Raw genomic sequence first — 13,949 nt, 5'->3', positions numbered from 1 at the left:
TCGCACGGATATGCGTTCTCGATCACATGGAGGAGAACGGCCGGCCCCCCGGCGCGTCCCAGGACGGCGACCGGCGTATCGGGCGGCGCGCACTGATCGTCGGTGGCGTGGTGACCGCCGCCGGCACGGCCGTGCTCGCCCGTGACGAGCTGAGCCGCCTGTGGTGGCGGGTGCCCGGGGTGGAGACACCGCGCGAGGACGGCGAGGTCGACTTCCGGGGCGCGCGGTGGGTCGCGGCGTCGGACGCGAACTGGCGGCGCGCGGACCGGCCCGACGACTACGACATCGACATGGTGATCGTCCACGTCACGCAGGGCAGCTTCGAGGGCGCGGTGCGGGCGTTCCAGGACCCGGGGCACCAGGCCGCCGCGCACTACATCGTCGGCCAGGACGGGCGGATCACGCAGATGATCCGCGAGCTGGACGTGGCCTACCACGCGGGCAACCGCGACTACAACGAACGCAGTGTCGGCATCGAGCACGAGGGTTTCGTCGACCGGCCGCAGGACTTCACGGACGCGATGTACAAGGCGTCGGCCGAGCTGACCGCGGGTATCTGCGCGCGGTACGACATACCCCTCGACCGCAAGCACATCATCGGGCACGTGGAGGTGCCGGGCACCGACCACACCGACCCGGGACCGCACTGGGACTGGGACCGGTACATGAAGCTGGTGAAGCGCGCGGCCACGGCGCTACCGACCGGGTTGCCGTCACCTTCACCCTCGGGCTCCGGCGACCCCTCCGTCTGACACCGGAGACTCCTTCAGGACAGCCCAGCCGCCCGCGCCCGCTCCACCGCCGGACCGATCGCCTTGGCGACCGCCTCCACGTCGGCCTCGGTGGAGGTGTGACCGAGGGAGAAACGCAGGGTGCCGCGGGCCAGGTCCGGGTCGGTACCGGTGGCGAGCAGCACGTGGCTGGGCTGGGCGACGCCCGCGGTGCAGGCGGAGCCGGTGGAGCACTCGATGCCCTGGGCGTCGAGCAGCAGGAGGAGGGAGTCTCCCTCGCAGCCGGGGAAGGTGAAGTGGGCGTTGGCGGGGAGCCGCCCCGCCGGGTCCGGGTCGCCGCCGAGGATCGCGTCCGGGACGGCCGAACGGACGGCGGTGACCAGGTCGTCGCGGAGCGCGCCGATCTCGCGGACGAACCACTCCCGCTGCTCGGCGGCGAGCCGGCCGGCGACGGCGAAGGAGGCGATCGCGGGGACGTCGAGGGTGCCGGAGCGGACGTGCCGCTCCTGGCCGCCGCCGTGCAGGACCGGTACGGGGGTGTACTCGCGGCCGAGGAGCAGCGCGCCGATGCCGTAGGGGCCGCCGATCTTGTGGCCGGAGACGGTCATCGCGGCGAGTCCGGAGGCGGCGAAGTCGACCGGGAGCTGGCCGACGGCCTGGACCGCGTCGGCGTGCAGCGGCACCCCGTACTCGGCGGCGACGTCGGCGAGTCCCCGGACCGGCATGACGGTGCCGATCTCGTTGTTCGCCCACATCACGGTGGCCAGGGCCACGTCGTCGGGGTTGCGGGCGATCGCCTCGCGCAGCGCCTCGGGGCGGACCCGTCCGTCGGAGTCGACCGGGAGGTACTCGACCGTCGCGCCCTCGTGCTCGCCGAGCCAGTGCACGGCGTCGAGGACCGCGTGGTGCTCGACGGGGCTGGCCAGGACCCGGGTGCGGGCGGGGTCGGCGTCGCGGCGGGACCAGTACAGGCCCTTGACGGCGAGGTTGTCGGCCTCGGTGCCGCCGGAGGTGAACACGACCTCGCTGGGCCGGGCGCCCAGCGCCTCGGCGAGGGTCTCGCGGGCCTCCTCGACGGTGCGCCGGGCGCGGCGGCCGGACGCGTGGAGGGAGGAGGCGTTGCCCGTGGCGCCGAGGTGCGCGGTGAGTGCCTCGACTGCCTCGGGAAGCATCGGGGTGGTCGCGGCGTGGTCGAGGTATGCCATGGTGACGCCGATTCTACGGTGCGTGTCCGTACGGCCTCGGAGCACGGTCCGGTCCCCGCGGCGGTTCGGGGCTCACAGGCTCCAGGACACCGTCTGGTCGGCCTGCACGAACGCCAGCAGGACGAGCAGGTCGGCGACGCCCAGGCCGAGACCGAGCAGGGCCCGGCCGCGGCGGGCGGTGCCGCGCCACAGAGCCACGGCGGCCAGCACGATGGCGACCGGTCCCAGGATCACGTTGAGCACGAGCAGGCCCAGCAGGCCGAGGACGAAGGACGCGACGGCCATGCCGTCGGTGTCGCGGACACCGGTACGGCGGGACTCGGACGCGGATTCGGGCGCGGATGCGGATGCGGCTTCGGATGCGGATGCGGTGAGCTGCATGGCGTTCCCTTTCAGTGGCGGCTGCGTCGCTCGCGGAGCGCGAAGACGCCGAGCCAGCCGGCGATGACGACCGCGGCCACGACGGAGAAGCCGAGCGGCGCGTGGGCGACGGTGCCCAGTACGAGGCCGAGCAGCAGCAGCGCGGCGACGAGGAACAGCATCGAGTCACTCCCCCCTGACGGTTTCAGTAACAGTTGTTCACTGACTGACGAGTCTAACGCGCGTCGCGGGTTTCCCATTCCGGAGAACAGTTGTTAACTGCATGGCATGAGTCACACCCTCGGCATCCGGCAGGCACAGAAGCAGCGGACCCGGCAGGCGCTGCTGGACGCGGCGCTCGTGCTGCTGGAGGAGCAGAGCCTGAGCAGTCTGGGGCTGCGCGAGGTCACCCGTGCCGTCGGCGTCGCCCCCACCGCCTTCTACCGGCACTTCGGCTCGACGGCCGACCTCGGCGTGGCGCTGGTCGAGGAGGCGCTCGGCAGCCTGCACCCGATGATCCGGACGACGGTGGCGCCGACGCGGGACAGCGACGAGCGGATCGCGGGCGCCGTCGACCTGATCGCCGGGCACGTCGCGGCGCACCCCGCGCACGTCCGCTTCGTGGCCCGGGAGCGGCACGGCGGGGTGCGGGCGGTGCGGGAGGCCATCCGGGAGCAACTGGCCCGGTTCGCCGAGGAGGTGCGGGACGAACTGGCCGGGGGCCCGGAGTCGGCGGGCTGGGACGGCGCCGACCTGCTGATGCTGGCGGGTCTCTACGTCGACCAGATCGTGAGTACGGCCTCGCTGTTCCTGGAGGCACTGGAAGCCCCGGCCGAGGAGCGCGAGCGGGTCCGGCGGCTCGCGTGCCGCCGGATGCGGCTGATCAGCATCGGCCGGGACCACTGGACGGACTGACCCCGGCCGCACTCGGCCGCACTCGGCCCTACTCAGCCCTACTCAGCCTTGCTGACCCTGCTGGCCCTGCTGCTGGGGGCCGCAGCCACCGCCCTGTCCCCCGCCGGGCCCGCCGGACGGCATCCCGGACGGCATCCCGGACGGCATTCCCGACGGCATCCCCGACGGCATGCCGGACGGTGTACCCGAGGGCGCCCCCGACGGCGCCCCGCTCGGCATCCCCGACGGACCGCCGGAAGGGACGCCGCTCGGCATGCCGCTCGGCATGCCGGACGGCGGCTGACAGCTCTGCTGCCCCGAGGAGCCGTCGCCCGAGGACGACGACTCGTCCCCCGAGCCACAGGCGGTCAGTACCGGCGCGGACAGGGCCAGCAGGGCCACCAGGGGGACGAGACGACGCGCACGCTGCATGAGAAACCGCTCCACAGTGGATGAGGAAGTCCTGAGAGCGGCACTCAACCAACCGTGCTGTGGAACGGCGTGGGCCCCGCCTGTCACCCGCCTGTGCGGATGACCAAGCGCACGCAAAGATCAGCCGAGCTGCACCCGGGCCAGTTGCCGGGACTGGGCCACCAGCCGGCCGGCGCTGTCCCAGACCTCGGCGTCCTCCTCCAGGAAGCCGCCGGCGAGGTTGCGGGTGGTGACCGAGACCCGCAGCGGGCCCGGCGCCGGGCGGCACCGCACGTGCGCGGTCAGCTCGATGGTGGGCACCCAGCCCTTCATACCCAGTTCGAAGGCGGTCGGCGGCAGCGCGTCGACCGCGAGGAGCAGGGCGAGGGGGTCCGCGTCACGGCCGTCGGCCAGCCCGAACCAGGCCCGCATCTCTCCCTTGCCCGAGGGCTGTCCGAGCGCCCAGCCCAGGGTGGCCGGGTCCAGCTTGAGCAGCAGCCGCTCGGCGATGGCCGATCCGCCGGAGACCGGCGACGGGCCGTCCTCGGCGCCGAAGCACTGCTCGACCGGCGGCATCGCGGGCGGTTCGGCGGAGGTGCGGACGTCGTCCGGGAGGGCGTCGAGGTCGCCGTAGGAGGCGAGGACGCGGATGCGTTCGACCTCGTTGCCCTCCTCGTCGTACTGGAAGAGCGACGCCTGACCGGTGGAGAGGGTGCGGCCGGTGCGCACCGCCTCGGTGCGGACCACGGCAGGGCCGGGGCGGGACGCCGTCAGGTAGTGCGCGGAGACGGTGAACGGGTCGGAGTGCGGCAGGGCGTCGGCAAGCGCGCGGCCGAGGACCGCCAGCAGGAAGCCGCCGTTGACGGCGCCGAAGATGGTCCAGCCGGCGGAGAGGTCGATGGCGTAGACGCCGGGTTCGCGTCGGGTGACCGCGGTGTCGCGATCGAACTCGCTGTCGCCGATGGTGGCCCGCGTGGCCGCTGCGGAGGCTGCTTCTGGCATGGCTGCACGCTACAACAGGCGACTACTAAGCGGTAGCTTTCGCTGGGGCGGGCGTACTCGTGGGACGGCTCACTCCGCCTCCAGCACCGTCGACCGCCGGTTCCACGCGCGCGGCGCCCGCCAGTGGTAGCGCATCGCGCACAGTCGCAGCACGAACGCGGTGACCACCGCGAGGGCGCTGGTCAGCGGGGACAGCGCGTCGAAGCGGATGCACAGGGCGACCATCGCCGCCCCGACGATCGCGGGTACGGCGTACAGGTCGCGGTCCCAGCGCAGCAGCGAGGGCACCTCGTTGGCGAGCACGTCCCGCAGCACGCCGCCGCCGACGGCCGTGGCGAGGCCGAGGCAGGCGGAGGAGGTCAGGCCCAGCCCGTAGTCGTACGCCTTGGTCGTGCCGGCGACGCAGAAGAGGCCGAGGCCCGCCGCGTCGAAGACGTTGACGCCCGCCTGGAGGCGTTCGACGTGCGGGTGGAGGAAGAAGACCAGCAGCGTGGCGAGGAGCGGGGTGAGGAAGTAGCCGAGGTCGGTGAAGGCGGCCGGCGGTACGGCGCCGATGACCAGGTCCCTGAAGAGTCCGCCGCCGAGCGCGGTGACCTCGGCGAGGACGGCGATGCCGAACACGTCGAAGTTCTTGCGCACGGCCAGCAGCGCGCCGGAGATCGCGAAGACGAAGATGCCGATCAGATCGAGCGTGTGCTGGACGGACGGACTGAACAATTCCTGGTACACACGATCATTCTCGCTCGCACACACGAGCCCCCGCCTCGTGAGCGAGGCGGGGGCTCGGGCGTACGGGCCGTCTACTTCTCGTCGGACGCGCCCTTGGGGGTGTCCGAACCGGCGTCCGAACCGGTGTCCGAACCCGTCTCGGCGGTTTCCGACGTCTCCGCCACCTCCGCCGCCACCGCCGCCGACGTCTCCGCCGAAGCCGCGAGCGCGTCCTCGGAGACCAGCTCCGCGGCCTCGCGCGCGTCGGTCAGCAGGACGACGTCCTGCGGGGCCTGGTCCGCGAAGTTCTCCGGGTGGTGGCAGGCGACCTGCTGACCGGGCCGCAGCTCCTTCAGCGGCGGCTCCTGCGTCTTGCAGATCTCCGTCGCCTTCCAGCACCGGGTGTGGAACCGGCAGCCGCTCGGCGGCGAGATCGGCGAGGGCACGTCGCCCTTGAGCAGGATGCGCTCGCTCTTGGCACCGCGGCGCGCGGGGTCGGGGATCGGCACCGCCGACATCAGCGCCTTGGTGTACGGGTGCATCGGCGTCTTGTAGAGCAGGTCGCGGTCGGCCAGCTCCACGATCTTGCCGAGGTACATCACCGCGATCCGGTCCGAGACGTGCCGGACCACGGAGAGGTCGTGCGCGATGATCACGTACGTCAGGCCCAGCTCCTGCTGGAGGTCGTCGAGCAGGTTGACGACCTGGGCCTGGATGGAGACGTCCAGCGCGGAGACCGGCTCGTCGGCCACGACCAGCTTCGGGTTGAGCGCGAGCGCGCGGGCGATACCGATGCGCTGGCGCTGGCCGCCGGAGAACTCGTGCGGGTAGCGGTTGTAGTGCTCGGGGTTGAGCCCGACCACCGACAGCAGCCGCTGGACCTCTTTCCTGACCCCGCCCTCGGGCTCGACGCCCTGGAGCTTGAAGGGGGCGCTGATGATCGTGCCGATGGTGTGGCGCGGGTTCAGCGAGGAGTACGGGTCCTGGAAGATCATCTGCACGTCGCGGCGGAGCGGGCGCATCCCGCCGACGCCGAGGTGCGTGATGTCCTTGCCCTCGAACTCGACCGTTCCGTCGGTCGGTTCCAGCAGCCGGGTGATCAGCCGGCCCATGGTCGACTTGCCGCAGCCGGACTCGCCGACGACGCCGAGGGTCTCGCCGGCCTTGACCTCGAAGTCGAGGCCGTCGACCGCGCGGACCGCGCCGACCTGGCGCTGGAGCAGGCCCTTCTTGATCGGGAAGTGCTTCTTGAGCCCGGACACCTTCAGCAGGCTCTCGCCGGGGGCGGCGTCACCCTTGGTGATCACGGTGCCTTCGCTCTGCGCGGGAATGCTCACTGCAGTGCCCTCGGCGTTCTCGGATTTGTCACTCACAGCTTCGGCGCAATCTCTTCGGTCCAGATCCGCTCCCGCTGCTCCTGCGTCATGTGGCAGGCGGCCCAGTGCCGGCCCCCGACCTCGGTCAGCTCCGGGCGGACCGTGCGGGTGACGTTGTCCTTGGGCACGTCGGCGTACGGGCAGCGCGGGTTGAAGGCGCAGCCGGACGGCAGGTTGATGAGGGAGGGCGGGGAGCCCTTGACCGGGATCAGCCGTTCCTGCTGGTCGCGGTCGAGCCGCGGCATCGAGCCGAGCAGGCCCCAGGTGTAGGGGTGGCGGGGCTCGTAGAACACCTTCTCGGCCGGGCCGCGTTCGACGCACCGGCCGCCGTACATCACCAGCAGGTCGTCGGCGAGTTCGGCGACGACACCGAGGTCGTGGGTGATGACGATGACCGCGGAGCCGAACTCCTTCTGCAGGTCCCGGATGAGGTCCAGGATCTGCGCCTGGACGGTGACGTCCAGGGCGGTGGTCGGCTCGTCGGCGATGAGCAGCTCGGGGTTGTTGACCAGCGACATCGCGATCATCGCGCGCTGGCGCATACCGCCGGAGAACTCGTGCGGGTAGTTGTCCACCCGCTTGTCCGGCTGCGGGATGCCGACCCGGTCGAGCATCTCCACCGCGCGGCGCTTGGCGGTCTTCTTGTCCACGTCGTGGTGGATGCGGTACGCCTCCACGATCTGCTGGCCGATCGTGTAGTACGGGTGCAGCGCGGAGAGCGGGTCCTGGAAGATCATCGCCATCTCGCGGCCCCGCAGCTTGCGCACGTGGTCGGGGTCGGCGGAGAGCAGCTCGGTGCCGTCCAGCCAGATCTCGCCGGAGATCTCGGCCTTGCGCTTGCCGTACTGGCCGGCGGTGTGCAGACCCATGATGCCGAGCGAGGTCACGGACTTGCCGGAGCCGGACTCGCCGACGATGCCGAGGGTCTTGCCCTTCTCCAGCGTGAAGCTGAGGCCGTCGACGGACTTGACCAGGCCGTCGTCGGTCGGGAAGTGCACCTTGAGGTCGCGTACTTCCAGGAAGGCGGTGGGTGCGGGAGTGGTGCCGGTGGGCTCGCCCACCGCGGCTCCGCTCTTGCTCAGGTCGGTCATGCGAGCCTCACTCGGGGGTCGATCACGGCGTACAGGACGTCCACCACGAGGTTGGCGAGAAGCACCGCGAGGGAAGTGATCAGGGTGACACCGAGGATGACGGGCAGGTCCTGGGTCTTGATCGCCTGGAGTACGGCCTGGCCGAGGCCGGGCAGGTTGAACGTGGACTCGGTCAGGATCGCGCCGCCGATGAGGGCGCCGAGGTCCATGCCGAGCATGGTCAGGATGGGGGTCATCGTCGAGCGCATGGCGTGCTTGGAGATGACCTTCCGCTCGTGCAGCCCCTTGGCGCGGGCGGTGCGGATGTAGTCCTCACCGAGGATCTCCAGCATGGTGGCGCGGGTGATCCGGGCGTACATGGCGGCGTAGAGGAAGGCCAGGGTGATCCACGGCAGGATCAGGCCGCCGAACCAGCCGGTGAAGCTGTCCGCCAGCGGCACGTACTGCGCGTCGATCCAGTCGAGCCCGTAGGCGAAGATCGCCAGGCTCAGCATGCCGGTGAAGTAGACGGGGAGGGAGACGCCCGCCAGGGCGACGACCATCGCGCCGCGGTCCCACAGGCTGCCCCGCTTGAGGGCGGAGAGCACGCCGGCGGAGATGCCGAGGAGGAGCCACAGGACGGCCGCGCCGAGCGCCAGCGACAGGGTGACCGGGAAACGGTCGGTGAGCACCGGCCAGATGGCCTGCTCGCTGCGGAAGGAGTAGCCGAAGCACGGCGCGGAGCAGTGGACGGTGTCGCCCCCGCCCGAGTAGGTGCGGCCGGTGAAGATGCCCTTGAAGAACTCCCAGACCTGGGAGTAGATCGGGTCGCTCAGGCCCAGCTTCTGCCGTACCGCCTCGACGGCGGCCGGGTCGGCCTGCTTGCCCACGAAGCTCGAGGCGATGTCGACGCCCGCCCACTTGGGGACGAGGAAGAAGATGCCGAAGACCACCATGATGATGACCACGAGCATCACTGCGGCGGCGAACAGCCGCCTGATGAGGTAAGCGAGCACAGCGTGCGGCCCGCTGCGGGACCGCGGGCCCTGGAGGTCTTCCGAGGGCCCGCGGTCTCGCCGCGCCGGCCTTCACCTGCCTTTCGTGCCGTACGGCGGGTGTTTACCGGTTACTTCGCGGACTTCAGGCCGATGTTGACGAAGTCGTACATACCGCTGTAGCCGTCCGAGGTGTAGACGTTCGCCAGGCGGCTGGAGCGCCAGTTGACGAACTTCTCGAAGACGAAGGGCAGGTAGTACGCGCCGTCCATGACCTTGTGGTTGATGTCCGTGGCGATCTGCGCCTTGCCGGCGTCGTCCAGCGTGTCGACGTACTTGTCGAACAGGCCGTCGATCTCCTTGTCCTCGATGAGCGCGTAGTTGTTGTTACCGCTCTCCAGGATGTAGTCGCTGTCCCACAGCGGCAGACCGTAGCCCTGGACGGACGGGAAGTCCGGGCCCCAGCCCATGATGATGATGCCGTAGTTCTTCTTCTTGACGTTCGAAGGCGAACCGATGATGCCGGCGGTCTGCGAGCCGTCGTACTGGTCGATCTCGGCGGTGATGCCGATCTTCTTCAGCGAGGCCTGCAGGGACTGGGCGGTGGCCACCTCGACCGGCTTGTTGTTGCGGACCGCGATGGTGGTCTTGAAGCCGTTGGGCTGGCCGCAGGCCTTCAGGGCGGCCTTGGCCTCGGCCTCGTTGCCCTTCTTGTTGTCCGTGGCGAGCTTGTACGGGTCGTACTTCTGGCCCTCGGAGCCCGGGACGGACGGCGGGAGCATGTTGGTGCCGATGTCACCGCCGGCGACCGGGCCGCCGCGCGCGGTCTGCAGCGAGACGTGGTCGGCGCCGAGGATGACGGCCTTGCGGCACTCGATCTTGTCGAACGGCGCCACGCTCTGCGGGAAGACCGCGTAGCGGATGTAGCCGGAGACCGGGTTGTCCAGGTTGGCCTTGTGCTCCTTCAGGGCGGTGGTGCGGCCCTGCGGCGACATGCCGGTCTGGTTGATGTCCAGGTCGATGTCACCGCTGATCAGACGCTGGTCGAGCTGGTTGGCGTCCGAGAAGAACTGAACGGTGATCTTGTCCGGGTACGCCTTGCGGACCGGGTCCGACTTCTGGTCCCACTCGGTGTTGCGGACCAGGGTGAGGTCCTTGCCCGGGTTGTAGGACTCGAACTTGTACGGGCCGGAGGAGAACGGGTGCAGACCGTACTTGGACTTGGTGTCCTTGTCCTGGCGGACCGGCGAGGCCGAGGTCAGCGCCAGCATCTCCTCGAAGTCCGAGTTGGCCTTCGGGAGCTTGAAGACGATGGTCTTGTCGTCGGGCGTCTCGATGGCCTTCAGACCGAGCTTGTCCTTGGAGTCGTCCTTGTAGGGACCCTTGTACTCGTCCTTCGGGTCGAGCACCTCCTTGAGGTACGTCGGACCGCCGGCCAGCACGTCCTGCGCCCAGACGCGCTCGATGCCGTACTTGACGTCCTTGGACGTGATCGGCTTGCCGTCCTCCCACGTCACGCCGTCACGCAGCGTGTACGTGTAGGTCTTGCCGTCGTCGGAGACCTTGGCGGTGGCGGTGGCGAGGTCGGGGGTGACACCCGCGCCGGCCTCGCCGGCCTCGGTCGCGTTCGTGACGAGCTGGCGGGAGTAGTAGCGCGAGAAGTTCCACATGAAGCCGTAGTAGCCGCGCGTGGTGTCCCACGAGTCGGCGTCCTGGGCGCCACCGAACTTCAGCGTGCCGCCCTTCTTGGCCAGATCGGCCTGGGCGACCTTGTTGTTGGCGGCGTCGAAGCCGGCAGCGCCGTTCTTCGAGCCCCCCTCGTCGTCGCTGTCACCGCCGCCGCACGCAGCCGTGGTCAGCAGCGCGGCGACCACGGCGGCAGCGGCCATGGCCTGCTTACGCCGCCCTGAGGCGCGTTGGGTAGTCACGATCTCGGATCCTCCGGATTCAGATGAGAGACCCCGTGCCGGGAGCCACGGGACGCTTGTTGTACAGCGGTTCAGCGGGTGTGCGGTTCAGCGGTCTGGCGGTCTGGCGGGTCAGCGAGATGCCTTCGGGTCCAGCGCGTCGCGCACCCCGTCGCCGAAGAGGTTGAAGGCGAGCACCGTGATGAAGATCGCGACGCCGGGGACCACCATGTACATCGGGTCCGACTCGTAGTACTCGATGGCGCTCGACAGCATCTGCCCCCAGGAGGCGGTGGGCGGCTTGACGCCGACGCCCAGGAAGCTGAGGGCCGCCTCGGTGAGGATGTTGGTCGGGATCATCATCGTCGTGTACACGATGATCGGTGCGACCAGGTTGGGCAGCAGTTCCTTGAACAGGATGTAGATCCGCCCCGCACCCAGCGAGCGGGCCGCCTCGACGTACTCGCGCTCACGCATCGAGAGGGTCTGGCCGCGTACGACACGGCCGATGTAGGGCCAGCCGAAGAAGCCGATGACCAGGATCATCACGAAGACGCGGACGCCCGTGCCGTGCAGGCCCAGCAGGTCGTTCGGCATGACGGAGACCAGCGCGATGATGAACAGCAGCTGCGGGAAGGCCAGCAGACCGTCCATGACGCGGCTGATGACGGAGTCGACCCAGCCGCCGAAGAAGCCCGCCAGGATGCCGAGGACGGTGCCGAGCACCACGGCGACGATGGCGGACAGGAAGCCGACCAGCAGGGAGATCTGGGCGCCGTAGAGGATGCGGGCGAGGATGTCGCGGCCGTTGACCGGTTCGACGCCCAGCAGGTGCTCGCCGCTCATGCCGCCGAAGGAGCCGGTGGGCGTACCGAACAGCGGGTCGATCAGTTCCTCGTGGTACGCGTTCGGGTCCTGCCCCAGAAGCTTGGTGATCAGCGGGGCGAGCAGGGCGACCAGGACCAGAAGGACCACGACGGTGCCGCCCGCGAGGGCGAGCTTGTCCCGCTTCAGACGCTCCCAGGCGATGCGGCCCAGGGAACGGCCCTGTACCGACTTCGACTCGGCGCCGGCGACCGCCGCTTCCTCGGCAGCGCTCGGCACCGCTTCGGCGGTCGGTTCGTGCAATGGTGCCGTCATCTGGCAGGGACCCCTCTCAACCGGCGGTAGCCGGCCCGCACTTGCCGCTGTGGCGGCGTGATCAGTCCGTGGAACTCGGTGGTACTCCGAGGCGAAAGCCTCCTGGTGCGGGAGTCTTCAACGCATTGGCGATCTGTTGCCAGACTTGGCGGGGAAAGGATGCGTAACCGTGATGCTGTCTGAGGGTTTCCGTTATCCGGACGCCGGGTAACACGGAGCGGACGCGGACGACTTGGGACACGAGGGACAGAAGTGGACCATCCCTCGCGCTCTACGCGCGGAGATCACCCCTCACCGCAGCGGAAGCGGGTGCTCCGCTCTCAGTAGCGGCCGCCCGCCGGAGGGTATCCGTACCCGGAGGCGGGAGCCTGCGCGGGGGCCGCGTGCGCCTCGCGGTCGTAGAACGGACGGGCGTTGGAACGGAGCCACAGGGCGACCGGGTCGAGCCCGTCGGACATCGCGACGGTCGACACCGACAGCCCGTCCGGGACCGCTCCCACCGACTGCCGCATCATCGTGCGGACCGCGTCCACGGCCGGCGGCGAGGCGTCGTACACGTCGAGGCCGATGGCTAGGTACGGGGCGCCCAGCGCCGGCTGCACCCAGGCGCGGCGCAGCGAGCGGACGGCCGGGGTGCGGTGGGCGTTCTGCGTGAGCAGGGCGTAGAACTGCGGGATCTCGATGGCCGGTTCGGAGAGCCGGAGCGGCCCGGCGGGCTGCCGGTCCAGGCCGGTGGCGATGCGGCGCAGGTCGAGCCAGGGGATGCCGACGCCGCCGCCCGGGGCGTGCGGGTTCAGCCAGAGTCCGTAGCGGTCGGGGAAGAGGGCGCGGGCGACCTCCAGGCCGTCGACGACCTCGTAGGACCGGTTCCAGCCGCTGGCGGACAGCTCCTGGGCGGAGGTGACGCAGGGCGCGTAGCCGTGGCCCTCGACCTCCATGTGTCCGTACTGGGCGTCCGGCGAGCCGGCCTGGCCGTGCCACAGCAGCATCCAGACCTGGCCCGAGGAGGGGGCCGCGAGGGCGCGCAGCAGTGCCTCGTAGGCGTCGTAGCGCCCGGGTGTGACCTGGCGCAGCGTGTGCTCCACGTGTCCGGCTGCGGCGGTACCAGCGCTCACTTCGTATCGCCCCTTCGCGCAACGCCTTGACAGTGGGTCTAGCTTACGGCCCGCCTGACGGGGTGGGATGCGGGACCTTTCGCGGGTGAAGGTCGTCCGTGGCCGGTCGCGCCCACGCGGCGGAGCCGCCCATCGATACAGCCCCGCGCCCCTTCTTCAGGGACGCTCCTCCCGGGCGGCGTTCAGAAGTTCCCTTGGTAGAAGGGGCGTACCTGGTTCCGCATCCAGTCGCAGACCGGGTCCTGGGCCGCTTCCAGGAGGACCAGGTTGACGGGCCATCCGGTGGGGACGCGGCCGAGGGCGCGGCCCAGGGCCTCCAGCGGGAGGGCCCGCGCGTCGCCCTCCCAGTGGGAGAGTTCGACGCCGACGAACATCACCGGGTCGGCCGTCTCGATGGCGGCCAGGCAGCGGCGGGCGGTGCGGACGACACCGGTCGCGGCGAACTCCTCCGAGGCCGCCGCGAGGAAGTCCACCGGGTCGTCCTGCCAGTCGGGTTCGTAGAGGCGGACCCGGCCGCCGGCCGCGGGGCCGTCCAGCGGGGTGCGGCCGGCCCGGCAGAGCGCGGCCACGGCCGGCGGCGGCAGCGGGATGCCGACGACCCCGTCCGGGTTGACGGCGATACCGACGTGCGGCGGCAGCCCGCGGGCGAACTCCACGGCCGGGGCGACGGTGAACGACATGTGGGCGCCGACGACCCGGCGGAACTGCTCCTCGGAGCTGAACACCGGTACGTACGCCTGGCCCTCGATCTCCAGGGTCGGCAGGTCCAGGGGGCCGCTGCGCGGGCCGCCGCCGGCCGGCAGGGGCACCCAGACGAAGCTGCGGCCGAGCACCTCGACGATCCGGCCGCCGGCGCCCGGCACGTTCAGGGAGGCCGACAGCACCTCCTCCAGTTCGTTGCCGGGCCATCCGCCGTGCGGATGGGGCTGCGCCTGCGCCGGGAAGTCAGCGGAGAAGCCCGCCGGGAAGTCCATCTGCCTACCGCCTGTGTGGAACCGCTGGTGTGGCTGAAAAGGCTAACCCCTGCGCCGCCGG

At 70.5% G+C, this 13,949-nt stretch carries 14 protein-coding genes; 2 read left to right on the top strand and 12 right to left on the bottom strand.

The genetic code is table 11. From position 1 onward, the window contains the following. The first annotated feature begins 26 nt into the window (after positions 1–26). A complete protein-coding gene (locus UW392_RS52180; RefSeq protein ID WP_320782476.1) occupies positions 27–752 on the top strand; it encodes an N-acetylmuramoyl-L-alanine amidase in 726 nt (241 codons plus the stop codon). A gap of 14 nt (positions 753–766) precedes the next feature. On the opposite strand, the gene UW392_RS52175 is transcribed toward UW392_RS52180, so the two are convergent. The 3 genes from UW392_RS52175 to UW392_RS52165 all read right to left on the bottom strand — a co-directional run bounded on the left by UW392_RS52175 (position 767) and on the right by UW392_RS52165 (position 2,478). After that, positions 767–1,936 (bottom strand): cysteine desulfurase family protein, encoded by a 1,170-nt coding sequence (locus UW392_RS52175; RefSeq protein ID WP_320782475.1) that lies wholly within the window; start codon positions 1,934–1,936, stop codon positions 767–769. A 72-nt stretch (positions 1,937–2,008) separates the two neighbouring features. Next, a complete protein-coding gene (locus UW392_RS52170; protein ID WP_414497551.1) occupies positions 2,009–2,317 on the bottom strand; it encodes a DUF4190 domain-containing protein in 309 nt (102 codons plus the stop codon). An 11-nt stretch (positions 2,318–2,328) separates the two neighbouring features. Continuing rightward, positions 2,329–2,478, bottom strand: coding sequence for a hypothetical protein (locus tag UW392_RS52165; RefSeq protein WP_320782474.1), 150 nt, complete (start codon positions 2,476–2,478; stop codon positions 2,329–2,331). 106 nt (positions 2,479–2,584) lie between these two features. Here UW392_RS52165 and UW392_RS52160 point away from each other — a divergent pair, with 106 nt between their 5' ends. After that, complete coding sequence (locus tag UW392_RS52160; RefSeq protein ID WP_320782473.1) at positions 2,585–3,211, top strand: TetR family transcriptional regulator; 627 nt, start codon at positions 2,585–2,587, stop codon at positions 3,209–3,211. A 531-nt stretch (positions 3,212–3,742) separates the two neighbouring features. On the opposite strand, the gene UW392_RS52155 is transcribed toward UW392_RS52160, so the two are convergent. The 9 genes from UW392_RS52155 to UW392_RS52115 all read right to left on the bottom strand — a co-directional run bounded on the left by UW392_RS52155 (position 3,743) and on the right by UW392_RS52115 (position 13,888). Next, entirely contained in the window at positions 3,743–4,603 is an 861-nt protein-coding gene (locus UW392_RS52155; RefSeq protein WP_320782472.1) for a thioesterase family protein, read from the bottom strand. Between the two features lie 69 nt (positions 4,604–4,672). Beyond that, positions 4,673–5,332, bottom strand: a complete 660-nt coding sequence (locus UW392_RS52150; protein WP_320782471.1) for a trimeric intracellular cation channel family protein — start codon at positions 5,330–5,332, stop codon at positions 4,673–4,675. A gap of 71 nt (positions 5,333–5,403) precedes the next feature. Further along, positions 5,404–6,648: a dipeptide ABC transporter ATP-binding protein gene (locus UW392_RS52145; protein ID WP_320782470.1), complete on the bottom strand. Its 1,245-nt coding sequence runs from the start codon at positions 6,646–6,648 to the stop codon at positions 5,404–5,406. A gap of 32 nt (positions 6,649–6,680) precedes the next feature. Beyond that, positions 6,681–7,778, bottom strand: coding sequence for an ABC transporter ATP-binding protein (locus UW392_RS52140; RefSeq protein WP_320782469.1), 1,098 nt, complete (start codon positions 7,776–7,778; stop codon positions 6,681–6,683). After that, positions 7,775–8,773 (bottom strand): ABC transporter permease, encoded by a 999-nt coding sequence (locus tag UW392_RS52135; RefSeq protein WP_320782468.1) that lies wholly within the window; start codon positions 8,771–8,773, stop codon positions 7,775–7,777. Before UW392_RS52135 ends, UW392_RS52140 begins: the two co-directional genes overlap by 4 nt. Before the next feature lie 110 nt (positions 8,774–8,883). Beyond that, positions 8,884–10,680, bottom strand: coding sequence for an ABC transporter substrate-binding protein (locus tag UW392_RS52130; RefSeq protein ID WP_320782467.1), 1,797 nt, complete (start codon positions 10,678–10,680; stop codon positions 8,884–8,886). A gap of 111 nt (positions 10,681–10,791) precedes the next feature. After that, the gene (locus UW392_RS52125; RefSeq protein WP_320782466.1) at positions 10,792–11,799 is read right to left on the bottom strand and encodes an ABC transporter permease; all 1,008 of its coding nucleotides are present in this window, start codon (positions 11,797–11,799) and stop codon (positions 10,792–10,794) included. A gap of 320 nt (positions 11,800–12,119) precedes the next feature. Beyond that, positions 12,120–12,914 (bottom strand): enhanced serine sensitivity protein SseB C-terminal domain-containing protein, encoded by a 795-nt coding sequence (locus UW392_RS52120; protein ID WP_320782465.1) that lies wholly within the window; start codon positions 12,912–12,914, stop codon positions 12,120–12,122. 182 nt (positions 12,915–13,096) lie between these two features. Further along, complete coding sequence (locus tag UW392_RS52115) at positions 13,097–13,888, bottom strand: enhanced serine sensitivity protein SseB (RefSeq protein ID WP_320782464.1); 792 nt, start codon at positions 13,886–13,888, stop codon at positions 13,097–13,099. Positions 13,889–13,949 lie beyond the last annotated feature (61 nt).

This window comes from Streptomyces sp. CRN 30 (assembly GCF_034105845.1).
Note: the sequence above shows the minus strand (reverse complement) of the source record. Positions and strands in the feature narration are given on the sequence as shown.